The sequence below is a fragment of the Allosalinactinospora lopnorensis genome (assembly GCF_000981225.1).
GTDB classification, from domain to species: Bacteria; Actinomycetota; Actinomycetes; order Streptosporangiales; family Streptosporangiaceae; genus Allosalinactinospora; species Allosalinactinospora lopnorensis.
Map to the genome: position 1 here is coordinate 26227 of NZ_LAJC01000031.1, position 24525 is coordinate 50751.

The 24525-nt window shown below is 70.2% G+C and carries 21 protein-coding genes; all 21 read left to right on the forward strand.

Annotated features, from left to right (window positions below):
- Nucleotides 1-105 precede the first annotated feature (105 nt).
- The 21 genes from infC (at nt 106) to VS93_RS13255 (ending at nt 24497) form a co-directional block, all read left to right on the forward strand.
- Nucleotides 106-720, forward strand: a complete 615-nt coding sequence (infC, locus tag VS93_RS13160; RefSeq protein WP_046470238.1) for a translation initiation factor IF-3 — start codon at nt 106-108, stop codon at nt 718-720.
- 261 nt (nt 721-981) lie between these two features.
- Complete coding sequence (gene rpmI, locus VS93_RS13165) at nt 982-1173, forward strand: 50S ribosomal protein L35 (protein ID WP_046470239.1); 192 nt, start codon at nt 982-984, stop codon at nt 1171-1173.
- 199 nt (nt 1174-1372) lie between these two features.
- Nucleotides 1373-1756, forward strand: a complete 384-nt coding sequence (rplT, locus tag VS93_RS13170) for a 50S ribosomal protein L20 (protein ID WP_046470240.1) — start codon at nt 1373-1375, stop codon at nt 1754-1756.
- 24 nt (nt 1757-1780) lie between these two features.
- A complete protein-coding gene (locus VS93_RS13175; protein WP_046470241.1) occupies nt 1781-2614 on the forward strand; it encodes a TrmH family RNA methyltransferase in 834 nt (277 codons plus the stop codon).
- A gap of 480 nt (nt 2615-3094) precedes the next feature.
- Nucleotides 3095-4141 (forward strand): sensor histidine kinase, encoded by a 1047-nt coding sequence (locus VS93_RS13180; protein WP_046470263.1) that lies wholly within the window; start codon nt 3095-3097, stop codon nt 4139-4141.
- 125 nt (nt 4142-4266) lie between these two features.
- Nucleotides 4267-5385, forward strand: coding sequence for a phenylalanine--tRNA ligase subunit alpha (gene pheS / locus VS93_RS13185; RefSeq protein WP_046470242.1), 1119 nt, complete (start codon nt 4267-4269; stop codon nt 5383-5385).
- Nucleotides 5385-7910 carry a phenylalanine--tRNA ligase subunit beta gene (pheT, locus tag VS93_RS13190; RefSeq protein WP_046470243.1) on the forward strand — a complete coding sequence of 842 codons (2526 nt, stop codon included), beginning with the start codon at nt 5385-5387 and terminating at the stop codon, nt 7908-7910. The genes pheS and pheT overlap by 1 nt, the downstream gene beginning before the upstream one ends.
- Nucleotides 7911-8322: 412 nt before the next feature.
- On the forward strand, nt 8323-9549 hold the full coding sequence (locus tag VS93_RS13195; protein WP_082126861.1) for an aminotransferase family protein: 1227 nt from the start codon (nt 8323-8325) through the stop codon (nt 9547-9549).
- Between the two features lie 181 nt (nt 9550-9730).
- On the forward strand, nt 9731-10264 hold the full coding sequence (locus VS93_RS13200; protein WP_046470245.1) for a MarR family winged helix-turn-helix transcriptional regulator: 534 nt from the start codon (nt 9731-9733) through the stop codon (nt 10262-10264).
- Between the two features lie 200 nt (nt 10265-10464).
- Nucleotides 10465-11907 carry an NAD(P)/FAD-dependent oxidoreductase gene (locus tag VS93_RS13205; RefSeq protein WP_046470246.1) on the forward strand — a complete coding sequence of 481 codons (1443 nt, stop codon included), beginning with the start codon at nt 10465-10467 and terminating at the stop codon, nt 11905-11907.
- A 213-nt stretch (nt 11908-12120) separates the two neighbouring features.
- Nucleotides 12121-13149: an N-acetyl-gamma-glutamyl-phosphate reductase gene (argC, locus tag VS93_RS13210; RefSeq protein WP_046470247.1), complete on the forward strand. Its 1029-nt coding sequence runs from the start codon at nt 12121-12123 to the stop codon at nt 13147-13149.
- An 84-nt stretch (nt 13150-13233) separates the two neighbouring features.
- Nucleotides 13234-14397: a bifunctional glutamate N-acetyltransferase/amino-acid acetyltransferase ArgJ gene (argJ, locus tag VS93_RS13215; RefSeq protein WP_046470248.1), complete on the forward strand. Its 1164-nt coding sequence runs from the start codon at nt 13234-13236 to the stop codon at nt 14395-14397.
- Nucleotides 14398-14432: 35 nt separating this feature from the next.
- A complete protein-coding gene (gene argB / locus VS93_RS13220; RefSeq protein ID WP_046470249.1) occupies nt 14433-15353 on the forward strand; it encodes an acetylglutamate kinase in 921 nt (306 codons plus the stop codon).
- Nucleotides 15350-16573, forward strand: a complete 1224-nt coding sequence (locus VS93_RS13225; RefSeq protein ID WP_046470250.1) for an acetylornithine transaminase — start codon at nt 15350-15352, stop codon at nt 16571-16573. Before argB ends, VS93_RS13225 begins: the two co-directional genes overlap by 4 nt.
- The gene (gene argF, locus VS93_RS13230; RefSeq protein ID WP_046470251.1) at nt 16570-17523 is read left to right on the forward strand and encodes an ornithine carbamoyltransferase; all 954 of its coding nucleotides are present in this window, start codon (nt 16570-16572) and stop codon (nt 17521-17523) included. Before VS93_RS13225 ends, argF begins: the two co-directional genes overlap by 4 nt.
- Nucleotides 17520-18053, forward strand: a complete 534-nt coding sequence (locus VS93_RS13235) for an arginine repressor (RefSeq protein ID WP_046470252.1) — start codon at nt 17520-17522, stop codon at nt 18051-18053. The genes argF and VS93_RS13235 overlap by 4 nt, the downstream gene beginning before the upstream one ends.
- Before the next feature lie 135 nt (nt 18054-18188).
- Nucleotides 18189-19388 carry an argininosuccinate synthase gene (locus VS93_RS13240; protein ID WP_046470253.1) on the forward strand — a complete coding sequence of 400 codons (1200 nt, stop codon included), beginning with the start codon at nt 18189-18191 and terminating at the stop codon, nt 19386-19388.
- Between the two features lie 56 nt (nt 19389-19444).
- On the forward strand, nt 19445-20920 hold the full coding sequence (gene argH, locus VS93_RS13245) for an argininosuccinate lyase (RefSeq protein ID WP_046470254.1): 1476 nt from the start codon (nt 19445-19447) through the stop codon (nt 20918-20920).
- 396 nt (nt 20921-21316) lie between these two features.
- Complete coding sequence (locus tag VS93_RS13250; RefSeq protein WP_156184815.1) at nt 21317-23581, forward strand: sensor histidine kinase; 2265 nt, start codon at nt 21317-21319, stop codon at nt 23579-23581.
- Entirely contained in the window at nt 23578-24069 is a 492-nt protein-coding gene (locus tag VS93_RS29175) for a hypothetical protein (RefSeq protein ID WP_156184816.1), read from the forward strand. Before VS93_RS13250 ends, VS93_RS29175 begins: the two co-directional genes overlap by 4 nt.
- Entirely contained in the window at nt 24069-24497 is a 429-nt protein-coding gene (locus tag VS93_RS13255; RefSeq protein ID WP_046470255.1) for a roadblock/LC7 domain-containing protein, read from the forward strand. Before VS93_RS29175 ends, VS93_RS13255 begins: the two co-directional genes overlap by 1 nt.
- The last annotated feature ends 28 nt before the right edge of the window (nt 24498-24525 follow it).

Genomic DNA, 24525 nt, shown 5'->3' on the forward strand with positions numbered 1-24525 from the left:
TCGTCGTACTCCGGTGGATCACCCCGCTTGCACCCGCTGGCGGGGTTTTCGCTTTTGGGGCCACAGGGAACCGGGCGACCCCCCGACGTACGAGTGATGACGACAATGCTAGGGAGGGGTCCCATCAGCGCCGAGCCCCGCATCAATGACCGCATCCGGGTTTCCGAGGTCCGTCTCGTCGGTCCTAACGGGGAGCAGGTCGGTATCGTGCCCGTGCAGGACGCACTGCGCCTTGCCCAGGAGGCCGACCTCGACCTTGTCGAGGTCGCACCGACCGCCCGCCCGCCGGTCGCCAAGCTGATGGACTACGGCAAGTACAAGTACGAGTCCGCGGTCAAGGCGCGCGAATCGCGCAAGAACCAGGCGAACACGATCATCAAGGAGATCAAGCTCCGTCCCAAGATCGACCCGCACGACTACGAGACCAAGAAGGGTCACGTGGAGCGGTTCCTCAAGAGCGGAGACAAGGTCAAGGTGACGATCATGTTCCGCGGGCGTGAGCAGTCCCGCCCGGAACTGGGCTTCCGTCTGCTGCGCCAGTTGGCCGAGGACGTTCAGGAGCTTGGACAGGTCGAGTCTCAGCCCAAGCAGGACGGCCGCAACATGGTCATGGTGATCGGTCCGCACAAGCGCCGTTCCGATCACAAGGCCGAGGCCCGCGCCGCCGGAGGCAAGGGCAGCCGGCAGCAGCGCCACGAGGGAGCCGGACAGGGGAACTGATCCCCGGTCGATCCGGACGGCGGCGGCCTTCGACTGTGTCAGCGTCTGCCCGGTGACGAGCGGGAGAGTGTGCGGCATTGCCGCGCGGGTCTGACCCGCGGGGCGGGCATGGGTCGTGCGAAACGCGGCTCTGGGGTCTCTCGGGGCCGCACGACCCGCGACAACACGTGCCGATCGCTTCGCGCAGTGGGAAGTGATCCTTTCGAAATCGCGCCACCGATTCTCGGTGGCGCGCCGAGTGAGTAGGAGACGACGGCGACTATGTCGAAGAACAAGACGCACAGTGGAGTCGGGAAGCGTTTCCGTGTGACCGGCTCCGGCAAGATCATGCGTCGCCGGGCCAACAAGAACCACCTTCTCGAGCACAAGCCGAGCAAGCGCACCCGCCGTCTTACCGGCGAGGTCGAACTCGCCAAGGCCGACAGCAAGAAGATCAAGAGGCTGCTCCGCTGAAGCGGTTCGCCGACACGGCTCGTAGACGCCGTCCTCACCGATCGAATTCCGCCGGGTCGGGGCGCTCCGAAGGTGCCGGACACCGAGGAGCACCGGCGTCGCGGCGGACGAGTACGTCCGAACGGCCAACCGGGTGTTGCCGGATCAGGCCGACCGGTAGCGCGATGACCGCCTACCGGCAACCTACGAGGGAGTCACTGTGGCACGCGTGAAGCGGGCTCTCAACGCCAAGAAGAAACGCCGGGTCGTCCTCGAACGCGCCAGCGGGTACCGTGGCCAGCGGTCGCGCCTGTACCGCAAGGCCAAGGAGCAGATGCTCCACTCGATGACCTACTCCTACCGGGACCGCAAGGACCGGAAGGGCCAGTTCCGTCGGCTGTGGATCCAGCGCATCAACGCCGGGGCCCGCGCCAACGGGCTCACCTACAACCGTTTCATGCAGGGCCTGAAGGCGGCCGGTATCGAGGTCGACCGCCGCATGCTCGCCGAGCTCGCGGTCAACGACGAGGCCGCCTTCGCCTCGCTCGTCGAGACCGCCAAGCAGGCGCTGCCCGCCCCCGCCTCCTCCCAGGCGACGGCCTGACGAGCTTCACCGAATCCAGACGCGATGGCGGGCGACGAGTTCACGAGCATCCGATCACCCCGGATCAAGGGGGCTCGTCGGCTCGCCAAGCGCGCCTTCCGGCAGCGTGAGAAGCGCTTCCTCGCCGAAGGTCCGCAGGCTGTCCGGGAAGCGCTGGCCGCGCCCGCCAGAGTGCACGAGCTGTACGTCACCGGCGAGGCCGTACAGCGGAACGCCGACCTCGTCGACGGCGCCTCCGCCTCGGGGATTCCGGTCCACCGGGTCACCTTGGAGGTCATGACCGAGCTCGCGCAGACGGTGACTCCCCAAGGGGTGATCGCCGTCTGCGACTTCGTCGACGTCCCGCTGGCCGAGGTCACCGGGGTCCGGCTGGCGGCCGTGCTCTCCCACGTGCGCGACCCCGGCAACGCGGGCACGGTGCTGCGCACCGCGGACGCGGCCGGAGCCGACGCCGTCGTCTTCACCGACGCATCGGTCGACCCCTATAACGGCAAGTGCGTGCGCGCCTCGGCGGGAAGCCTGTTCCACCTGCCGGTCGTCGTCGGCGTCCCGGTTCTCGATGCGCTCGACCAGCTCCGTTCCCATGGCGCGCGCGTCTTCGCCGCTGACGGTCGGGGCGACTGCGATCTGCACGCCGCCGCCGACACCGGGGTGCTCGACCACCGGGTGGCGTGGGTGTTCGGCAACGAGGCGTGGGGGCTGCCGGAGGAGACCGTGGCGGCCACCGACGGCGCGATCAGCGTTCCCATCTACGGTGCCGCCGAAAGCCTCAATCTCGCCACCGCCGCTGCTGTGTGTCTCTACACCACGGCTCGCCAGCAGCGGGCCACAACCGGATCCGGTACCGCCTCCCGGTGACCGCGTCCGCCGCGGTCTCCACGAGCGGTTATGCGCGAAAGGCGTAACAACCCGTAACTCGGGTAGAACGCGTTGTTGCCTATTTCGTGCCTGGTCAGCTCGGAGCCGGCTACGGAGTGTGCCGATCGTTCCGCGAGTTTCCGGCCTCGTGGGGTTGCTTGCCTACCCACAGTTGCCGATACGCTCAAGGTTCCTAAAGAGCGGGATGGTGTACCGGTCATGTCGGTCGCGCATAAGGAGGCTCCATTACGGCATGCTTGCGCGTAACAGGCGCGGGCATCGGGTAGTGACCTTCGGTGGCGTCGCAGGCACGGTGCGGCGGGCGGTCGGTGTGGCATGCGGTGAATGGCACGGCGGTACGGCACCGTACCCGAACAGGCGAAAGCCGCTTTTCCAGCGGCGCCGAACGGTCACATAGGGCGTGGGGAGGCGGTCGTGGGTGGCGACCAGTCGGCGGTGAACCGAGCGGAAAGCGCGAGCATGATGGGGGAAGTGCCGACGCTCTCCGCTGAGGACCTGCCCGATGGTGTGCTCGTCGCCGACCATCGCGGCAAGGTGGTCACCTTCAACAGGATGGCATCCCGGCTCATCCGCCTTTCCGCGGGGGTGGCACTGGGCCGCGATTTCCGCGACGTCCTGCCGCTGCATGACGCCGACGGCCGCGACTGGTGGAAGCACAGCGACCCCTACGGCGGGCTGCGGACCCGTACCCGGCAGCCCGAGCGGACCCTGTTCCTCGCCGATGGCCGCGAGATCCTGATGGCCGCCCGCTATGTGCGGGACATCCCGTGCGGCGACGTCTGCCGGCTCGTGGTCACTCTGCGCGACGCCTCGTATCGCGCACGCGGCGAACGCAACCGCGCCGAGATCGTGTCCACGGTCGCGCACGAACTGCGGTCGCCCCTTACCAGCGTCAAAGGGTTCACAGCCACGCTGCTGGCCAAATGGGAGCGCCTCACCGAGAAGCAGAAGACCTTCATGCTTGAGACGGTCAATGCCGATGCCGACCGTGTCACGCGGCTGATCACCGAACTGCTCGACGTGTCGCGGATCGAAACCGGCCGTCTGGAGCTGCGCCGCCAGGTCGTCGACCTGCCCGAGTGCGCCCGCAGGGTCGTCTCCGGCCGGATCGCCGGGGGCGACCCCGAGGACCGCTTCCGGTTGGAGATGCACGGCCCGCTGCCCGAGATGTGGCTGGACGCCGACAAGCTCGAACAGATCATGGCGAACCTGGTGGAAAACGCCATGCGGCACGGCGCTGGTACTGTCACTATTGTGATTGAGCCGCACGAGGGAGGAGCAGCGGTGTCGGTGCGCGACGAAGGCAAGGGCATTGCCCCTGATGCCATTCCGCGCGTCTTCCGCCAGTTCTGGCGCACCAAGCGCCGTGGCGGCACCGGCCTGGGGCTGTTCATCGTCAAGGGCCTGATCGAGGCCCACGGCGGTGCGATCACGGTCGGGCGCGCCCCCAGCGGTGGTGCGGAGTTCCGATTTACCATGCCCGCCGGGGCCCCCGAGTTCGCCTGAGCGGCGGGGCACCGGGAGCGGGCCTTTCCCAGCTTCCTTTCCTTGTCGGCTTGCGTCCGCCGCACCAGCGGCGGGCCGTAACGGCCGCTCCGCCGTGACGGGCGGGAGCGGCGAGGCAACCAACCATGTCTGCACCGAATAGTTCCTATGACCCGGTCGAGGTGACCCCCTTGCAGCCGGACGAGGTCGCCCGGATGCGGGAGGAGGCCCTCGCAGCCATCGCCGCGGCCGATTCCCTGGAGAAGCTCAAAGAGGTCCGGATCGCGCACGCTGGTGACCGTTCGCCGCTGGCCCTGGCCAACCGGGAGATCGGCGCGCTCCCTCCGTCGGCCAGGGCCGAGGCGGGCAAGCGGGTCGGCGGCGCCCGGCGCGACGTCGCCGAAGCGCTCAAAGAGCGCCAGACGGTCCTGGAGGAGGAGCGTGACAACCGCGTCCTCGTCGAGGAGGCGGTCGACGTCACGCTGCCCTGGGACCGCGTCCCGCGGGGGGCGCGGCACCCGCTGACGACCGTCGCCGAGCGCATGACCGACATCTTCGTCGGCATGGGGTTCGAGGTGGCCGAGGGCCCTGAGACCGAGGCCGAATGGTTCAACTTCGACGCGCTGAACTTCCTCCCGGACCATCCGGCCCGCACGATGCAGGACACGTTCTTCCTGGAGGCCCCCTCCGGGGGCGAGTCCGGCCTGGTGCTGCGTACGCACACCTCGCCGGTGCAGATCCGCGCGCTGCTCGACCGGGAGCCCCCGGTCTATGTGGTGGCGCCGGGCAAGACCTTCCGCACCGACGAACTGGACGCCACGCACAGCCCGGTCTTCCACCAGCTGGAGGGACTGGTGGTGGACGAGGGCATCACCATGGCGCATCTGCGCGGTGCGATCGACGCCTTCGTGCACGGCATGTTCGGCGCGGACCTGCGGACCCGCTTCCGGCCGTCCTACTTCCCCTTCACCGAGCCGTCGGCCGAGGTGGACATGGAATGTTTCGTCTGCCGCGGCGCCTCGGTGGGCGACCCGGACGCCCCGTGCCGGACCTGCGGGTCCGAGGGGTGGATCGAGATCGGCGGCTGCGGTGTGGTGAATCCGCGTGTTCTCACCGCCGCCGGTGTGGACACCGGCCGCTACAGCGGCTGGGCGTTCGGCCTCGGCGTGGAGCGGACCCTGATGTTCGCCCACGGAGTGGAGGACATGCACGACATGGTCGAGGGCGACATCCGGTTCACCTCGGCGTTCGGGATGGAGATCTGATGCGCGTCCCTGTTTCCTGGCTCCGGGAGTACGTTGACCTGCCGGTCGACGTCACAGGTCGGGGCCTCGCCGCCAGGTTGATCGACGCCGGCCTGGAGGTCGAGACCGTCGACGAGGCGGGGGCCGACATCACGGGCCCGGTCGTGCTCGGACGGGTCCTCGCCATCGAGGAGCTCAGCGAGTTCAAGAAGCCCATCCGCTACTGCCGAGTGGACGTCGGCACGGCCAACGGAACCGGCGAGCCGCAGGGAATCGTCTGCGGCGCTCGGAACTTCGCCGAGGGCGACCTGGTGGTGGTTGCGCTGCCCGGGGCCGAACTCTCCGGCGGCTTCGCGATCGGCTCCCGCACGACCTACGGCAGACTCTCCGAGGGGATGATCTGCTCGGCGACGGAGCTGGGGCTGTGGGAGGACCACGAAGGCATCGTGGTGCTGCCCGAAGGCACCGGCCAGCCCGGTGCGGAGGCCGTCGGCCTGCTCGGCCTGCGCGAGGAGGTCCTCGATATCGCGGTCACCCCGGATCGCGGCTACGCGCTGTCGATGCGCGGTGTGGCCCGCGACGCCGCCGCTGTGTACGGGGTGGGGTTCCGCGATCCGGCGGAGGTCGCGGCCATCGGTACTCCCGGTGCGGGATACCCGGCGACGGTGGCCGACCCGGAGATCTGCTCGCGCTACGTGCTCCACGGTGTCTCCGGCTTCGACCCCGATGCCGCGACCCCGCTGTGGATGAAGCGCCGCCTGGCCCTGACCGGCGTCCGCCCCATCTCGCTGGCGGTCGACGTCACCAACTACGTGATGATGGAGCTCGGCCAGCCGCTGCACGCGTGGGACCGCGGCAAGCTGCGCGGGCCGATCGAGGTCCGGTTGGCCCGCAAGGGCGAGAAGCTGGAGACGCTGGACCACGTCAAGCGCACGCTGGACCCGGACGACATCCTGATCACGGACGAATCGGGTCCCATCAACATCGCCGGGGTCATGGGCGGCCTCGAAACCGAGATCGACATGACCACCATCGATGTGGTCATCGAGGCCGCGCATTTCACCGCCACGCACATCGCGCGCGCATCGCGGCGGCACCAGCTCTCCTCGGAGTCCTCGCGCCGTTTCGAGCGCGGCGTCGACACCGAGTTGCAGGTCGCCGCCGCCACGCGCGCGGTCGCGCTGCTGGCCGAGTTCGGCGGTGCGGTCGTCGACGGCGGGTACACCCACGTCGACCTCAGTACGGCCCGGGAGTCCATCGCCATCGACGCGGACCACCCGGCCCGCGTGGCGGGGGCGGACTACCCCGCGGGAACCTCGGCCCGCTGGCTCCGGGAGGTCGGGTGCGAGGTTACCGAGGAGGCCTCCGGTGAGACGCTTCGGGTCACCCCGCCGCAGTGGCGCCCCGATCTCACCGACCCGAACGATCTCGCCGAGGAGGTCATCCGGCTTGAGGGGTACGGGGCCATCCCCTCGGTCCCGCCGCGCGCACCGGCGGGCCGCGGGCTCACGGACAGCCAGCGGACGCGGCGAGCGGTGGGGCGCGCGCTCGCGGGAGCGGGCTTCGTCGAGGTGCTCAGCTATCCGTTCCTCGGCGAGCGGGACTTCGACGGTCTGCAGCTGGCAGCCGGCGACCAGCGGCGCAGCACGCTGAAGCTGGCCAACCCGCTCAACGACGACGAGCCGCTGCTGCGGACGACGCTGCTGCCGGGACTGCTGAGGACGCTCGTCCGCAACGTCGGCCGGGGGTTCTCCGACGTAGCCCTCTTCGAGATGGGACTGGTTTACCTGCCCAAGCCGGACGCCCCGGAGCATGCGCCGATGCCGCCGGTGGACCGCGGCCCCACCGCGGAGGAGCTCGCCGCTCTGGAGGCCGCCGTCCCGCACCAGCCGCGCCGGGTGGCGGCTGTGCTGGCCGGCGACCGGGAACCCGCCGGCTGGTGGGGCAGGGGGCGCCCGGCGATCTGGGCCGATGCCATCGAGGCCGCGCGCGAGGTGGGGCGGGCCGCCGGAGTGGAATTGGCGGTCCAGGCCGATCAGCGCGCTCCGTGGCATCCCGGACGCTGCGCCGCGCTGTATGTTGTCAACAACGTTGTTGACAACATGGATGGTGGCGCGTCCAGGACTCTCGTCGGACACGCCGGTGAGCTGCATCCGAGGGTCATCCAGGCGTACGGGCTGCCGGCCCGCACCGTCGCGATGGAGGTCGAGCTCGACCAGCTCGAAGAGGCGCGTTCCGGCCTCCGCGCGCCCGAGGTCTCCACCTACCCTGTGGCGGCCCAGGACGTGGCCCTGGTGGTCGAGGAGTCGGTGCCCTCGGGCGAGGTCGAGCAGGCCCTCCGGGCCGGGGCCGGCGAGCTGCTGGAAAGCCTCCGGCTGTTCGATGTCTACACCGGAGAGCAGGTGGGCGGGGGGCGCAAGTCCCTTGCCTACAACCTGCGCTTCCGGGCGGGCGACCGGACATTGACGGTCGAGGAGACCACTGCCGCGCGTGATGCGGCGGTCGCCGCCGCGGCCGAGCGTACCGGGGCGGTCCTCCGCGGCTAGATTTCCGGGAGGTTGCCCCGGCGTACGGCGAGGGCCCTCGTTCCGCGGCAAAAGCCACGGAACGAGGGCCGCGACGCGTCGCGAGGAGAAAAAACTTTCGACCGTTCTCCCAGGTGAGAGTAGGTTTCAAGACGGGCCTCCAGGGGGAAGGAGCATGATCCCTGTAAATCCGGGGACTATTTCTTGTTTCGTCTCTTGAACCCGGGCCCGGTGGGAACTTAGCCTGCAGTTACCTGCCGCGAACACGGGCTCCTAAGCCTTCGCGGAACAGCTGTTTCATTCGGCGTTTTTCTTGTTGCGTTCTCACGCACACTCGGCTCGGAGGTCGCTTGTGACCGAAACAGTGGTTTCGTATGCGCGAAAATCGATGGAGCAGCTGGAGCCCAGCCGCTTCTGGCATACGTTCTGCGACATGAATACCGTTGCCCAGGGGCCGAAGTTCGTGGTCTCCCGGGCCGAGGGAGCCTGGCTGTGGGACGACAGCGGTGACCGCTACCTCGATGGCACCGCCAGTCTCTGGTACTGCAATGTCGGCCATGGCCGCACTGAGATCGCCGACGCCGTTCACCGGCAGCTCAGCACGCTGGACGCCTATACCGTTTACGGGGATTTCGCCAACGCTCCCGCCCTGGAGCTCAGTGAGCGGTTGGCCTCCCACGCCCCGGTCGCCGACCCGCGGGTCATCCTTACCTGCGGGGGCGGCGAGTCCATCGACACCGCCGCCAAGCTCGCCCGCCAGTACTGGGCGGTACAGGGGCAGTCCGAGCGCGTCCATCTGATCAGCCGCACCGGCGGGTACCACGGCCTGCACGGGTTCGGGACCAGCATCATCGGCATGGAGCGGTTCCGCAGCGGCTACGGGCGGCTGATCGAGGACACCTCGGTGGTGCCGCACAACTCGCTCGAAGCGCTGGAAGAGGAGATCCTGCGCGTCGGGCCGGACCGCGTGGCCGCCTTCTTCGCCGAACCCGTCATCGGGGCCGGGGGGGTCCACGCCCCCGCCCCCGGTTACTTCGAGGGTGTGGCCGAGCTGTGCCGGCGGTACGGGATCCTCTTCGTCGTCGACAGCGTCATCTGCGGGTTCGCGCGCATGGGCAACTGGTTCGGGATCGAGCGCTTCGGCGTGTGCCCCGACATGATCGTCTTCGCCAAGGGGGTCTCCAGCGGCTACCTCCCGCTCGGCGGGGTCATCGTGAGTGGGGCGATCGCCGAGCCGTTCTGGGACCGGCCCGGAAACCCGTTCGTCCACGGGACGACGTATGCCGGGCACCCCTCCTGCTGCGTGGCGGCCATGGCCAATCTGGACATCCTGGAGCGCGAGGACCTGTTCACCGTCTCCTTGGAGATCGAGACCCAACTCGACGCGGCGGTGCGCACCCTGGCCGATCACCCGCTGGTCGCCGAGGTCCGCTCCGGTGTCGGGGTGATGGCGGCCGTCGAGCTCACCGCGGAGGCTCTGGGGGAGCGCGGCATCACGACCGCGGAGATCTTCGCCGAGGCCCGGGCGCGTGGCGTGATCCTGCGGGCGATCCCCAATGCGCTGCTGATCTCACCGCCGCTGATCGTCACCTGGGAGCAGATCGACCACCTCGTCTCCACGCTGCGCTCAGCGCTGGACGCCGTGGCGCAGCGCCACTAGGAGCCGGGCACGAAAGGGAGCGACGGGGCTTGAAGGGAAGGGTCGGTGCCGCGGGACGGCGCCGGCCCTCTGCCGTTGGGCTGCGGCCTTCGCGGGACGGTCTCGGGGGCCCGCCGGTTTTTATCCAGCAAGATACTTCTTGCTAGTATCGAAAGCCGGTTGATGAAGCGGGGCGGCGAGTATGAGCGTTCAGGTCAATGGCGGGGAGAGCGTCGAGATCAGCGACGACGATCTCATCACAGCGTGGGGTCTGTTCCACGAGGCGCTGAACACGACCGATCCGCTGCTGCTCCGCGGCATCGACCCCAGCGGGGACGACATGTCCGGCCCCTGGTTCGAGGTGCTGATCCGGCTGCAGCGTTCCCCCGACCACCGGCTGCCGATGAGTCGGCTCGCCCGCGAGGTTTCCCTGAGCAGCGGCGGTTTCACCAAACTGGCCGACCGGCTGGAGGCCAAGGGATATCTCAAACGCCAGGCCTGCCCCGCCGACCGGCGCGTCGTCTACGCCGCCCTCACCCCTGAGGGCCGGGAACTGGCCGAACACGCTCGTTCCCGGCACGTCGCCCTGCTGCGTGAACACGTGCTCGGCGTGCTCGGCCTCGACGGGGTCCACCGGCTCGCGGAGCTGGCCCGGACGCTGCGCGACAGCTCCACGCCGGCGGCCGGCCCGGAGAACGCGCGCCGAGCGGTCCCGGTACCAGGTAAGTTGACCTGAGTCGAAGGGCGACGGGCCGGTGCGTCAAGCAATGGCCGGGTGCGGTGTGAAAAGCCCGGAGTGCGCCGGTTCGTGACCCCGGATACGCCCGCGAGAAAACGTCCGTGAACCGGCGGTGCCATGCCGGAGGGCACGGGCGGCCGGATGGTCGCGGTGCGGGATGAGAGCGGCAGCGTCGGACCAGTCGGGGAGCCTTCCGGATGAAACTCTTTGCCAGTGCCGCCGAAATGCGTGTCGTTCCCCGATCGACGGAATTTCGCAATGGGGGCATTTCCTTCTGGTACCGCGAGATCGGTTTTCCCGAGCGACGTTCCACTCTGTCCGGAACCGTCGATTACGACATCTGTATCGTCGGCGGCGGGTACACCGGACTGTGGACCGCCTATTATCTGAAGAAGGCCGACCCCGGGCTGCGCGTCGCGCTCCTGGAACGCGAATTCTCCGGATTCGGCGCTTCGGGACGCAACGGCGGTTGGCTGTCCGCGGAGTTCGCCGGCTCGCGCGAACGCTGCGCGCGGCTGCGCGGCAAGGGAGCGATGATCGCGCTGCAGCGCGCCATGATGAATTCCGTCGACGAGGTCATGGGTGTCGCCGAAGACGAGGGGATCGACGCCGACATCGTCAAGGGGGGAATGCGCGTCGTCGCCACCAATCCGGCGCAGCGGACCCGTCTGCAGAACGAGGTCGCCTACCTGCAGGAATGGGGCTACTGGCCAGAGGACGTCTACCTGCTGGAGCACTCGCACGCGCCGCGGCTGCAGGTGGACGGGGCGGTCGTCGCCGCGCACAGCCCGCACGCCGCCCGTGTCCAGCCGGCCAAGCTCGCCGTCGGGCTGGCGAAGGTGGTCGAGGGCTTGGGTGTGGACATCTTCGAGAACACCGCCGTCACCGCGATCCACCCGCGCAGCCCGACCACCCGGCCGATGGCGGTCACCGAGCACGGCGCGGTCCGCGCCGATCACGTCATCCGGGCCACCGAGGGGTTCACCGCGGACCTGTCCGGCCAGCGGCGCGAGTGGCTGCCGATGAACAGCTCCATGATCGTGACGGAGCCGCTCACGGCCGACATGTGGCGGCACATCGGCTGGGAGAGGCGCGAGGTCCTGGGGGATGCGGCGCACGCCTACATCTACGCGCAGCGCACGGCCGATGACCGCATCGCGATCGGTGGACGGGGGATGCCCTACCGCTTCGGTTCGGCCCACGACAACAACGGCACCACCCAGCCGCAGACCATAGCCGAGCTGTGGCGCGTGCTGGCGCGGTTGTTCCCGGTGGCCTCCGAGGTCCCGATCGTCCACGCCTGGTCCGGGGTGCTCGGCGTGCCGCGCGACTGGTGTCCCAGCGTCCACCTGGACCGCGACACCGGCCTGGGCTGGGCCGGCGGTTACGTGGGCAGCGGCGTCACCACGTCCAACCTCGCCGGGCGGACCCTGCGCGACCTCGTGCTGGGGCGCGACTCCGAGCTGACCCGGCTGCCCTGGGTGGGCCGGCGGCCCCGGGGGTGGGAGCCCGAACCGCTGCGCTGGATCGGAACCCAGGTCGTTCACGGCCTCTACCGGACCGCCGATCGCCGCGAATCCGACCGGGTGTCGCACACCTCCCGTCTTGCGGGGATCGCCGGCAGAATCGCCGGCCGGTAGCGAGGCCGCCCGCGGTGTGCCCGCCAAGCGGCGGGGAGCGGTGGCCCGGCATGCCCCTGCTGTGACGCGGTGTGCCTCCCGGACGGCGGCAAGGGGAGGGGCAACGGAACGGTGGGCGACGGCTTCACGTATATAGGTTGCATACTCTTGCATTAGAGTGCATGATGGTTCAAGTAGTGTTCCGCGTACGGGAGAGCACGGGGAGACGGAGCAATGGGGTTCACGGCGGCCATCGCCGGCGCTAGCGGCTACGCGGGAGGTGAGCTGCTGCGCATCCTGATCTCGCACCCCAGCATCGAGATCGGGGCGCTCACAGCGGGCGGCAACGCCGGCACCCGCCTGGGCGAGCACCAGCCGCATCTCCTTCCGCTGGCCGACCGCGTCCTGACCGAGACCACCGCGGACACCCTCGCGGAGCACGACGTCGTCTTCCTGGCCCTGCCGCACGGCCAGTCCAAGGAGATCGCCGAGCGGCTCGGCGAGGGTGTGCTCGTCGTGGACTGCGGCGCCGACTTCCGGCTCTCCGACCCCGCTGCGTGGGAGAGGTTCTACGGTTCCCCGCACGCCGGTACCTGGCCGTACGGTCTGCCCGAACTGCCGGGGGGGCGCGAGGCGCTCGCCGCGGCCAGTCGCATCGCGGTGCCCGGGTGCCACGTCACGACGGCCACGCTCGCGCTGCTCCCGGCGCTCGCCGAGGACCTGGTCCGGCCCGATGTCGTCGTGGTCGCGGTCACCGGGACCTCCGGCGCGGGGAAGGCGCCCAAGCCGCACCTGCTCGGCAGCGAGATCATGGGGTCGGTCGCTCCGTACGGCGTTGGCGGCACGCACCGGCACAACCCGGAGATCGTGCAGAACCTCTCCGCCATCGCCGGTACCGCCGTCACGCTGTCCTTCACCCCGGTGCTGGCCCCGATGCCCCGGGGGATCCTCGCCACGTGCTCCGCGCCGGTCAATCCCGGTGTCACGGAGGACCGGGTCAGAGACGCCTACCGACGACGACTCTCGGCCGAGCCCTTCGCGCGCCTGCTGCCAGAGGGGACGTGGCCGACCACCGCCATGACCTTGGGGGCCAACACCGCGTTGATCCAGGCCACGGTGGACGAGGCCGCGGGACGTCTGGTCGCGATCGCGGCCCTCGACAACCTGACCAAAGGCACTGCGGGCGGCGCCGTGCAGAGCGCGAACATCGCGCTCGGCCTGCCCGAGACCACTGGGCTGCCCGTGGCGGGCCTCGCTCCGTAGAGCACCCCCGCGAGGCCGCCGCACGTCATTCTTGTCCGCCGATCCGCCCGGAACGGGAGGACGGCGCGAACGAAAGGTTCCACCGTGAGCGTCACCGCCCCCCTCGGATTCCGGGCCGCCGGAGTCAGCGCCGGCCTCAAGCCGGCCGGTGCCCGGGATGTCGCCGTCGTCGTCAACGACGGCCCGTCGCGCGCCGCCGCTGCCGTGTTCACCCGCAACCGGGTCAAAGCCGCCCCCGTCCTCTGGTCGGAGCAGGTCGTCAAAGGCGGCCGGGTGCGCGCCGTCGTCCTGAACTCCGGTGGCGCCAACGCCTGCACCGGCGCGCCCGGCTTCCAGGACACGCATGCCACCGCCGAGCGGGCCGGCGCGGCGCTGGAGGACTCCTCCGGCGAGGTCGTGGTCTGCTCCACGGGCCTCATCGGCGAGCGGCTGGCGATGCCGGAACTGCTGTCCGGGGTCGACGCCGCGATCGCCGCGGCCGCTCGGGACGGCGGGCTCGACGCGGCGGACGCCATCCGCACCACGGACAGCGTCGCCAAGATCGCCTTCAAACGGGAGTCCGGCAGCGGAGCCGGGTACACCGTCGGGGGGATGGCCAAAGGCGCCGGCATGCTCGCCCCGGCACTGGCCACCATGCTCTCGGTCATCACGACCGATGCCGAGCTCACACCCGAGCAGTGCGACCGCGCGCTGCGCGCCGCGGCCGCCCGCACGTTCGACCGCATCGACTCCGACGGCTGCCTCTCCACCAACGACACCGTTGTCCTGATGGCCAGCGGCGCCTCCGGTGCCGTACCCGACGAGGAGGAGTTCGGCGCGCTGCTCACCGAGGTCTGCGACGACCTCGCCCGTCAGCTCATCGCCGACGCCGAGGGCGCCTCGAAGACCATCGCGATCGAGGTCGTCGGCGCGGCCGACGAGGACGACGCCGTTACCGTGGCCCGGACGATCGCCCGCAACGCCCTGTTCAAGTGCGCGATCTACGGGCAGGATCCCAACTGGGGCAGAGTCCTCGCCGCCGTCGGAACCACCGACGCCGCGTTCGAACCCGAACAGCTCAATGTGGCCATCAACGGGGTGTGGGTCTGCCGCCGCGGCGCTGTCGGCGACGACCGCTCGAAGGTCGACTTGGGGCCGCGCGAGGTGACCGTTACCGTTGACCTCTCCGCCGGCAGTTCGGCCGCCACCGTGTGGACCACAGACCTGACGGTCGAGTACGTCCACGAGAACTCGGCCTACAGCACGTGAGCACGCGTGAGTACAGCCCTGGAGAGGAGCCCGCGATGCGGATGAGTGACGCGGAGAGCAAGGCCAACGCCCTCATCGAAGCACTCCCGTGGCTGAGCCGCTTCCACGGTAAGACGGTGGTGGTCAAGTACGGCGGCAACGCGATGACCGACCCTCGGCTCCAGTCCCGGTTCGCCGAGAACATCGTCTTCCTGCGCTACGCCGGACTGCGCCCTGTTGTCGTGCACGGCGGTGGACCGCAGATCACCGAACACCTCGATCGGCTCGGCGTGCAGAGCTCGTTCGCCGGCGGGCTGCGGGTCACGACCTCCGAGACCATGGACGTCGTCCGCATGGTTCTGGTCGGCCAGGTCAACCGGGAGATCGTCGGTCTGATCAACGCGCACGGCCCGTTCGCCGTCGGTATCTCCGGTGAGGACGCCCACCTGCTCACCGCCGAGCGCAAACCGGCCATGGTCGACGGCTCGCCCGTGGACATCGGCCTGGTCGGCGAGGTCGTCGAGGTGCAACCGGGTGTGGTGCAGACGCTGCTGGACGACGGCCGGGTCCCGGTCGTCTCCGGCATCGCCCGTTCCGATGAGGGCGTGTACAACGTCAACGCGGACACCGCGGCCGCGGCGATCGCGATCGCGCTGGACGCCGCGAAGCTCATCATGCTGACCGATGTCGAAGGGCTGTACGCCGACTACCCGGCCTGCGAGGAGCTGATCAGCATGCTCACCGCCAGCGAGCTGGAGGGGATGCTGCCCGAGCTGTCGTCGGGAATGGCGCCGAAGATGGAGGCCTGCCTGCGCGCGGTGCGGTGCGGGGTCCCCCAGGCGCACATCCTCGACGGGCGCATCCCCGACTCCATGCTGCTGGAGGTGTTCACCAACGAGGGGATCGGAACGATGGTCGTGGCCGAGGCCGATGAGCCCACCGAGCCCGTCGACATCTACGAAGGCGAGGACACGTGACGTCGGGAAGCGAACTCCGGGCGCGCTTCGAGGCGGCTCTCATGCCCAACTACGGGACGCCGCCGATCGCGCTGGCCCGCGGCGAGGGGTGCCGGGTCTGGGACACCGACGGCCGCAGCTATCTGGACCTCATCGCCGGTATCGCCGTCTCCGCGCTCGGCCACGGCCATCCGGTGCTGGTGAAGGCGGTCGCGGAGCAGGCCGCCACCCTGGCGCACACCAGCAACCTGTTCGTGCACGAGCGCGCCGTGGAACTCGCCGAGCGGCTCATCGCCCTGCTCCGGGACGGGACAGCGAGCGATCCGGGGGATATCCGGGTGTTCTTCGCCAACTCCGGAGCCGAGGCCAACGAAGCAGCGCTGAAGCTCGTCAAGCGCGCGGCCGGAGCGGGCCGGCCGACGATCGTCAGCACCGACGGCGGGTTCCACGGCCGCACCTCCGGGGCCCTCGCGCTCACCGGCAAACCCGCCTTCCGCGCCCCCTTCGGGCCGTTCGGCGTGGACGTCCGGTTCGTGCCCTACGGCGATCCCGGCGTGCTGCGCGACGCCGTGGACGACTCCTGCGCCGCGGTCTTCGTCGAACCCGTCCAGGGCGAGGCGGGCGTGCTTCCCGCGAGCGACGGCTACCTGGCCGAGGTCCGCGGTATCTGCGACGCCACGGGTGCCGCCTTCGTCCTCGACGAGGTCCAGAGTGGCATCGGGCGGACCGGCCACTGGTTCGCCCACCAGGCCGAAGGGGTGCTGCCCGACGTCCTCACCCTGGCCAAGGGACTGGGAGGCGGCCTGCCCATCGGCGCCTGCGTGGGGTTCGGCCGGTACGCGACCGCGTTCGCCAAGGGGGACCACGGCTCCACGTTCGGGGGTAACCCCGTGGCGTGCGCGGCGGCGCTGGCCGTCCTCGACACCATTGAGACCGACGGGCTCCTCGCCGCCGCCGCGGAGCTCGGAGGGCTCCTCGCCGAGGAGATCACCTCAGTGGACAGCCCGCTGGTGGCGGAGGTGCGCGGTGCCGGGCTATGGCGCGGTGTGCGGCTGTCCTCGCAGGCCGCCGCGAACGTCCAGACCCGCTCCGCGGAGCACGGCTTCCTGGTCAACGCGGTCACCCCTGATGTCCTTCGCATCGCGCCGCCCCTCACGATCTCCCGCGAGGAGATCCTCGAATTCACCGGCGCGCTGCCGGCGATCCTCGACCAGTCCGCAGCAGAGGAGACCCCAGCATGACCCCTGCGACCCGGCATTTCCTCCGAGACGACGACCTCACACCCGCGGAGCAGGCCGAGGTCCTCGACCTGGCCGAGGCATTGAAGAAGGACCGCTTCGGCCACCGGCCGCTGGAGGGGCCGCGCACCGTCGCGCTGCTGTTCGACAAGCCCTCCACGCGCACGCGCGTGTCGTTCGCGGTCGGCGTCTCCGAGCTCGGCGGGCACCCCCTCGTCATCGACGCCCAGAGTAGCCAGATGGGCCGCGGTGAACCGGTCGAGGACACGGCGCGGGTACTGGAGCGCCAGGTCGCCGCCGTCGTCTGGCGGACCTTCGAGCAGCAGCGTCTGGAAGCCATGGCGCGGGTGAGCAGGGTCCCCGTCGTCAACGCGCTCACCGACGCCTTCCACCCGTGCCAGATCCTCGCCGACCTGCAGACGGTCCGCGACTACAGGGGCCGCACGGCCGGGCTCGCCCTCGGCTACTTCGGCGACGGCGGCAACAACATGGCGCACTCCTACCTGCTGGGCGGGGCGACCGCCGGCATGCACGTCCGGGTCGCGGCACCGGCGGGGTACCGGCCCGATACCGCCGTGTTCACCCGGGCCGAGGAGATCGCCGAGCGTACGGGCGGATCGGTCCGCGTCATCGAGGACCCGGCCGAGGCGGCGCGCGGCGCCGATGTCCTCGCCACGGACGTGTGGACCTCCATGGGCCAGGAGGCCGAAGCCGCTGAACGCGACACCCCGTTCCACCCCTACACACTGGACGACACCAAGGTCGGGCTCGCCGCTCCGGACGCGATCGTGCTGCACTGCCTGCCCGCCCACCGGGGGGAGGAGATCACCGCCTCCGTCATCGACGGGGAGCACAGCGCGGTCTGGGACCAGGCGGAGAATCGCCTGCACGCGCAGAAGGCGCTGCTCGCCTTCCTGCTCGGGACGCCCGGCCGAGGGGGCGGACGAGGATGACCGTTGACGGTGACGGGGCGGCGCCCATGACCAAGGCCGCCCGCCACGCCCGCATCACCGAGGCGCTCACCAGGAACGACGTCCGTTCCCAGAGTGAGCTGGCGCGGCTGCTGGCCGACAGCGGGGTGCAGGTCACCCAGGCCACGCTTTCGCGCGACCTGGACGAACTGGGAGCGGTGAAGCTCCGTACCGTCGACGGAAGCCTGGTCTACGTCCTGCCCGGAGAGGGCGGCGAGCGTCTGCAACGGGCGCGCCCCGGCAGCTACGACCTGGAACACGTCTCCAACGCACGCCTGACCCGCCTCGCCGAGGACCTGCTGGTTTCGGCGGAGGCCTCGGGAAACATGGTCATCGTCCGCACTCCCCCCGGGGCGGCCCAGTACCTGGCATCGGCGATCGACCACACCGACATTCACGCGATCCTCGGGACCATCGCCGGCGACGACACCATCCTGGTGATCGCCCGCGCCCCCGAAGGAGGCGAGGAGCTGGCCTCGGCGCTGTTGCGCCTCGCCAACCGGCGTCCCTGAACACCGCGACCGGGCCCGGAAACGAGAACAGCCGCAAAAACGACCACAGGCGCAGAAGTCCCCGGGCCGCCCGCCCACCGGGCGGGGACGAAGGCGCACCGGCACCTGACAGACCGAATTCAAGGAGAAACTCTCATGACCGAGCGGGTGGTACTCGCGTACTCGGGGGGTCTCGACACCTCCGTCGCCATCGGATGGATCGCCGAGGAGACCGGAGCCGAGGTCGTGGCCGTGGCCATCGACTGCGGCCAGGGAGGTGAGGACCTCGACGTCATCCGGCAGCGGGCGCTCGACTGCGGCGCCGTGGAGGCCGTCGTGGCCGACGCCAAGGACGAGTTCGCCAACGAATACTGCGTCCCCGCGCTGCAGGCCAACGCCCTCTACATGGACCGCTACCCGCTGGTCTCGGCGCTCTCACGGCCCCTGATCGTCAAGCACCTGGCCGACGCGGCCCGCTATCACAACGCCACCCTGGTCTCCCACGGCTGCACGGGAAAGGGCAACGACCAGGTGCGCTTCGAGGCCGGCCTCGCCGCGCTGCACCCGGAGCTGAGGGTGCTGGCCCCCGTGCGCGACTCCGGGATGACCCGGGACAAGGCCATCGCCTTCGCCGAGGAGAAGGGCCTGCCGATCGACGTCACCAAGAAGTCGCCCTACTCCATCGACCAGAACCTCTTCGGCCGTGCGGTGGAGACCGGGTTCCTGGAGGACATCTGGAACTCTCCGGTCGAGGACGTCTACTCCTACAGCGATGACCCGGCCGTCCCGCGGGAGCCCGACGAGGTCGTGATCACCTTCACCGCCGGTGTCCCCACGGCCATCGACGGCAAGGAACTCACCCCGTTGCAGGTCATCGAGGAGATGAACCGGCGGGCCGGCGCCCACGGCGTGGGCCGGATCGACATGGTCGAGGACCGGCTGGTGGGGATCAAGAGCCGCGAGGTCTACGAGGCCCCTGGCGCGATCGCTCTGATCACCGCGCACCAGGAACTGGAGAACGTCACCGTCGAGCGGGAGCTCGCCCGCTTCAAACGGGGGGTGGACCAGCGCTGGGGCGAGCTCGTCTACGACGGCCTCTGGTACTCCCCCCTGAAGAGCGCCCTCGACGGCTTCGTCAAGGACGCCAACCGGCACGTGACGGGCGACATCCGGCTGGAGTTGAACGGCGGCCGCGCCGTCGTCACCGGGCGGCGCAGCGAGGCATCGCTGTACAACTACGAGCTCGCCACCTACGACACCGGCGACGCCTACGACCAGACCATGGCCCGCGGGTTCATCGACGTCTGGAGTATGCCCGCCAAGATCGCGAGCCTGCGCGACCAGAGGATGTCCTGACCTCCCGCACCCGCCGCCGGTCCCGGCCGAACGCGTATGGCAGCGGGCCGGGACACATGTACACGGCTGAGACCCGCATTCTCGGCACCGAAAGGACCCGACGTGCTGATGAGCCCGACACCCAGGCCACCCGGCTGTGGGGCGGCCGGTTCGCCGGCGGCCCCTCCGAGGCGCTGGCCCGGCTCTCCCTGAGCACCCACTTCGACTGGCGCCTGGCCCGCCACGACATCGCCGGCTCCCGCGCACACGCGCGCGTGCTGCACAGGGCGGGCCTGCTCACCGACGAGGAGCTCCAGCGGATGCTGGCCGGGCTGGACCGTCTGGAGGCCGACGTGGCCTCGGGGGAGTTCACCCCGGTCCTGGAGGACGAGGACGTCCACACGGCGCTGGAACGCGGGCTCCTCGAACGCGTCGGGGCGGACCTGGGCGGTCGGCTGCGGGCCGGCCGCTCCCGCAACGACCAGATCGCCACGCTCGTCCGGATGTACCTGCGCGAGCAGGCGCGCGCCATCGCGGGCGAGCTGCTGGACCTGGTATCGGCACTCGCCGACCAGGCGCAGGCGAACATCGATGTCGCCATGCCCGGCCGCACCCACCTGCAGCACGCACAGCCGGTGCTGCTCGCCCACCACCTCATGGCGCACGCGTGGCCGCTGGTCCGCGATGTGGAGCGGTTGCGCGACTGGGACGGGCGCGCCGCGGTTTCCGCGTATGGCTCCGGGGCGCTGGCCGGCTCCTCGCTGGGCCTGGACCCCGAAGCGGTCGCCGCGGAGCTGGGATTCCCCGCTGCGGCGGAGAACTCCATCGACGGCACAGCGGCCCGTGACGTGATCGCGGAGTTCGGTTTCGCCTGTGCGATGACCGGCGTGGACCTCTCGCGCCTCTCCGAGGAGATCATCATCTGGGCCACGAAGGAGTTCTCGTTCGTCACGCTGGACGACGCGTTCTCCACCGGCTCCTCGATCATGCCGCAGAAGAAGAACCCCGATATCGCCGAACTGGCCCGGGGCAAGGCGGGACGGCTCGTCGGCGACCTCACCGGCCTGCTCACGACGCTCAAAGGACTGCCGCTGGCCTACAACCGGGACCTGCAGGAGGACAAGGAGCCGGTGTTCGACGCCGTCGACAGCCTGCGGCTGCTGCTGCCCGCCTGTACCGGTATGGTCGCCACGCTGAGGTTCAACCGCGAGCGCATGGCGGAGCTGGCCCCTGAGGGCTTCTCGCTGGCCACCGACATCGCCGAGTGGCTGGTCCGGCAGCGTGTGCCCTTCCGCGAGGCCCATGAGATCGCCGGGGCGTGCGTGCGCGTCTGCGAGGAGCGCGGCATCGAACTCTCCGGTCTCACCGAGGAGGACCTCGCCGCGATCTCGCCGCGGCTGACCTCGGGGGTGCGCGACGTACTGACGGTCTCGGGCTCGCTGGAGTCCCGTTCGGGCAAGGGCGGCACGGCACCGGTACGCGTCAAGGAGCAGATGGAGCGGCTGCGCGCCACCATCGCCGACCACCGGGACTACGCGGCCGGCGCGGGCTGACTCCCGAGCCCGCGCACCGTGCGTGGACGCGTCCCGCACCACCGGGGCGGCGGCCGCGGCGCGGAGGCACAGCGCCTCCGCGCCGCGGCCCGTTGCGTTGTCCCACCCGATGGCCCGGAGCGCGGGCGGGCCCACCGGGATTTCGGTAAAAGCGCCTTCACGCTCCGGAGTGATGCTGTAGCGTCCGGAAACTGTGGGCACCATGGGTATCGTCCTCTGCACGAAGGGTACAGGGGGCGGGTCCCGTGTCATTCGGGGGAGTAACGACGGCTCGCGCGTCCATGCAATCGCGCTTCCGGGAAGTGGCGCCACTACGGTGTCTTCTCTCCGGTGGCCGAGGCGACCCCTCCGGAGACCGTCCGGGGTGTCCACGGCCGTGTCCGTGGGAGGAACTGAATGGGCCAGTCGGGCGGCACCGATCGCAGCATCAGAGCGCAGCTCAACAGGATCGTACTCATTCCCAGCGTCACCTTCCTGGTGCTGTTCGCGGTGTTGAGCACGGGGACGCTCACGCAGGCCGTCTCGCTGCGCGTGGCTACCGGCGACGGCCGGAGCAGCGTCCACCTCTACCACGCCGTCGCCGAGTTCCAGAAGGAGCGGCGGACGGCGGCCGAGTATCTCGGTTCACCTTCCGAAGAGACGTTGCAGGCGCTGCGGCGGCAGATCTCTGTCACCGACAACGCGGTACGGGAGATCGAAGCGCGCGGCGACGGTCTCCGCGGCCGTGGCGACGCCACCGCCGCCGAGGCGGCGAGCGGCTTCTTCGCCGCCCTCGACGGACGGAACGAATTACGCGATCACGTCATGTCCGGGGACTTCGACACCGGGACGGCGATCGCGGCCTACGACGGCATCGTCGACCGCGGAATCCGGGTCTACGATGCTCTGGGCCGCCTCCTGGAGGACGGTCCGTCCGCCTCGGCCAGTGCCGACGCCGTCGACCTGATGCGCGCCCAGGACCACTTCACGCGCGCTGACGCGCTGCTGAGCGGGACGATCACGGTAGGGGAGCTGGCACCGGAGGAGCAGACGCGCTTCGCCGCTCTCATCGCCGATCTCCGGCAGCGGATGGGAGCCATCGGCCCGTCCCTGCGCGGAGAGGCCGCGCGCGCTCACGAAGACCTGGTCGAAAGCGGGCATTGGGGGCGGCTGAACGACCTGGCCGACGAGGTCGTCGAGTACGACCTCGCCGCGGACGCCGAGCGGGCCGACGGCGAGGACCAGGGCGCCGGGGAGCCGCCTCCGGCTCTCGACCAGTGGCGGGCGGCCGCCGACGAAACGAACGCCGACATCACCGTGCTCACCGACTCCCAGGCCCACGAGGTCATCTCCGCCACTGACGCCGTGAGTGCGTGGATGTTCACCCTCGCCTTCGGCGGGGGCATCATCGCGCTCTTCGCGAGCACCGTCGCCTACGGCGCGGCCTCGAAGTCGGCGGCCCGGCTGACCCACCGGCTGGCACGGTTGCGTGCGGAGACCCTGGAGCTGTCCCGCGACGAGCTGCCCAGGATCGTGCGGCGGCTGGAGAACGGCGAACACGTCGATCCGGACACCGAAATGAGGCAGCTCGACCACGGGACCGACGAGGTGGGGCAGGTCGCCGACGCGTTCAATATCGCCCAGCGCACGGCAGTGGCCGCCGCGGTGAAGCAGGCGGAGGTCAGGGAGGGGGCCAACCGGGTCTTCCTGGGGATCGCGCACCGCAACCAGTCGCTGGTGCAGCGCCAACTCCGGCTGCTGGACCGGGTCGAGCGGGAAGAGGACGACCCCGATCTCCTGGAGAACCTCTTCCACCTCGACCACCTGGCCACACGAGGGCGCCGCAACGCCGAGAACCTGATCATCCTGGGCGGCCAGCAGCCCGGGCGCAAGTGGCGCAGTCCGATTCCGCTTGTGGACATCCTGCGCGGAGCGATCTCCGAGACCGAGGAGTACGCGCGGGTGAAGCTGCAGACCGTTCCGGGCCTGTCGCTGTCGGGTTCCGTCGTCGCCGACGTCATCCACCTGCTGTCCGAACTCGTGGAGAACGCCACGGCGTTCTCGCCGCCCCACACCAGCGTGCACATCCGCAGCGAGACCGTGCCCAAGGGTGTCGTTGTGGAGATCGAGGACCGCGGCCTCGGGATGAGCGAGCAGGATCTGGCCGGGGCCAACCGCACGCTGAGCGAGGTGCCCGAGTTCGACGTGATGGCGCTGAACCAGGACGCCAGGCTGGGCCTGTTCGTGGTGGCGCGGCTCGCCGCGAAGCACCGCGTCCACGTCCAGATGTGCCCCTCGCCCTATGGAGGAACCCGCGCGATCGTCCTCGTCCCCTCGGGGCTGATCGCTTCGGGCGAGGCCCCGGCCCGCACACCGGCGGAGGTCAGGGCCGCCGAGTCGGAGTCGCCGCGCGAGGAGGGCCCTGGGGACCTGCTCGCCGCGCAGCGCATGCCCGGCCGCCCCCGGGTGGCCGACCGGGCCGGCGGAGGAAGCCTCGACCGGAGCGAACCACCGGTCCGCGAGGAGTACACGGCGCCCGCTGGCCTGGCTCCTGATGGGGCGGGCGCTCGGGATGGCCGGCAGGAGGACTCCGTGACACCGCGCAATGAGTCCGCGCCGGCGGCGGAGCCTCCGCCGGGGAGAGACCCGGCCTGCCGCGGAGACGTCCCGGTGCCTCGATGACCGGGATGAGCGGTGGTGTGGAGCCGCCGGTGTCGGCGGAGGGAGGAGACCGCCCTCCTCTGCCGAAGCGCCGCAGGCAGGCCAACCTCGCACCGCAGCTCCGGAGCGACGGGGCGCACGAGGCTCCCGAGGGCGGCGCCCAGGAGCCCGCGCGTGCCCCTGAGGACGTCCGCCGGATGTTCAGCGCGTTCCAGAGCGGCACGCGGCGCGGACGTGAGAGGGAAGCCGGTCAGGAGAGCGGGACGAGCGAACGGCCGGGAGAGGACGGCTCCAGGGAGTCCGGGGAGAAGGCAGCGGAAGCGCCCCGGTGTCCGGGGGAGAACGGCGCCGAATGGCAGGTCGGCACGTTCATCGACGACGGAAACAACGCGGGGAAGCGCGATTGGAACGGCTCGGGCCCGCTCCCCGGGCGACCGGCGTACACGGCGGGTGTACGCGAGGGCCACGCAGACCGGCCGGCCGGCGATTACACGGGAGAGAGCGAGTAATGGTGGAGAAGAGCGACCTCACGGGCGACTTGAACTGGCTGCTCGACGACCTGGTCGATCGCGTCGTCGGTGCGGAGCACGCCATCGTGCTGTCCGCCGATGGGCTCCTGATCGGCCTGTCGCGGAACCTGACGGCCGAGGACGGCGAGCACCTCTCCGCGGTGGCCTCGGCGTTCCAGAGCCTGGCACGCGGCACCGGGCGGCAGTTCGGCGGCGGGGCGGTCCGTCAGACGGTTGTGGAGATGGAGCACGCCTACCTGTTCGTCACGGCGGCGGGCGCGGGCGCCTGCCTGGCCGTCCTGACCACTGAGGACGCCGATGTGGGGCTCGTGGCCTACGAGATGAACATGCGCATCAAGCGCGTCGGGCAGTTCCTCACCTCCGCGCCGCGGCTCCCCGAGTCCACCGCGATCGCGAGCGGTACGTGATCATGAAACATTCCCGAGACCAGCAACC

Bases quoted from the DNA above. Each gene is read 5' to 3' on its own strand.
- infC (WP_046470238.1), top strand. From the start codon at position 106: ATGCTAGGGAGGGGTCCCATCAGCGCCGAGCCCCGCATCAATGACCGC.
- rpmI (WP_046470239.1), top strand. From the start codon at position 982: ATGTCGAAGAACAAGACGCACAGTGGAGTCGGGAAGCGTTTCCGTGTG.
- VS93_RS13175 (WP_046470241.1), top strand. From the start codon at position 1,781: ATGGCGGGCGACGAGTTCACGAGCATCCGATCACCCCGGATCAAGGGG.
- VS93_RS13180 (WP_046470263.1), top strand. From the start codon at position 3,095: ATGATGGGGGAAGTGCCGACGCTCTCCGCTGAGGACCTGCCCGATGGT.
- pheS (WP_046470242.1), top strand. From the start codon at position 4,267: ATGTCTGCACCGAATAGTTCCTATGACCCGGTCGAGGTGACCCCCTTG.
- pheT (WP_046470243.1), top strand. From the start codon at position 5,385: ATGCGCGTCCCTGTTTCCTGGCTCCGGGAGTACGTTGACCTGCCGGTC.
- VS93_RS13195 (WP_082126861.1), top strand. From the start codon at position 8,323: ATGAATACCGTTGCCCAGGGGCCGAAGTTCGTGGTCTCCCGGGCCGAG.
- VS93_RS13200 (WP_046470245.1), top strand. From the start codon at position 9,731: ATGAGCGTTCAGGTCAATGGCGGGGAGAGCGTCGAGATCAGCGACGAC.
- VS93_RS13205 (WP_046470246.1), top strand. From the start codon at position 10,465: ATGAAACTCTTTGCCAGTGCCGCCGAAATGCGTGTCGTTCCCCGATCG.
- argC (WP_046470247.1), top strand. From the start codon at position 12,121: ATGGGGTTCACGGCGGCCATCGCCGGCGCTAGCGGCTACGCGGGAGGT.
- argB (WP_046470249.1), top strand. From the start codon at position 14,433: ATGCGGATGAGTGACGCGGAGAGCAAGGCCAACGCCCTCATCGAAGCA.
- argF (WP_046470251.1), top strand. From the start codon at position 16,570: ATGACCCCTGCGACCCGGCATTTCCTCCGAGACGACGACCTCACACCC.
- VS93_RS13235 (WP_046470252.1), top strand. From the start codon at position 17,520: ATGACCGTTGACGGTGACGGGGCGGCGCCCATGACCAAGGCCGCCCGC.
- VS93_RS13240 (WP_046470253.1), top strand. From the start codon at position 18,189: ATGACCGAGCGGGTGGTACTCGCGTACTCGGGGGGTCTCGACACCTCC.
- argH (WP_046470254.1), top strand. From the start codon at position 19,445: ATGTACACGGCTGAGACCCGCATTCTCGGCACCGAAAGGACCCGACGT.
- VS93_RS13250 (WP_156184815.1), top strand. From the start codon at position 21,317: ATGGGCCAGTCGGGCGGCACCGATCGCAGCATCAGAGCGCAGCTCAAC.
- VS93_RS29175 (WP_156184816.1), top strand. From the start codon at position 23,578: ATGACCGGGATGAGCGGTGGTGTGGAGCCGCCGGTGTCGGCGGAGGGA.
- VS93_RS13255 (WP_046470255.1), top strand. From the start codon at position 24,069: ATGGTGGAGAAGAGCGACCTCACGGGCGACTTGAACTGGCTGCTCGAC.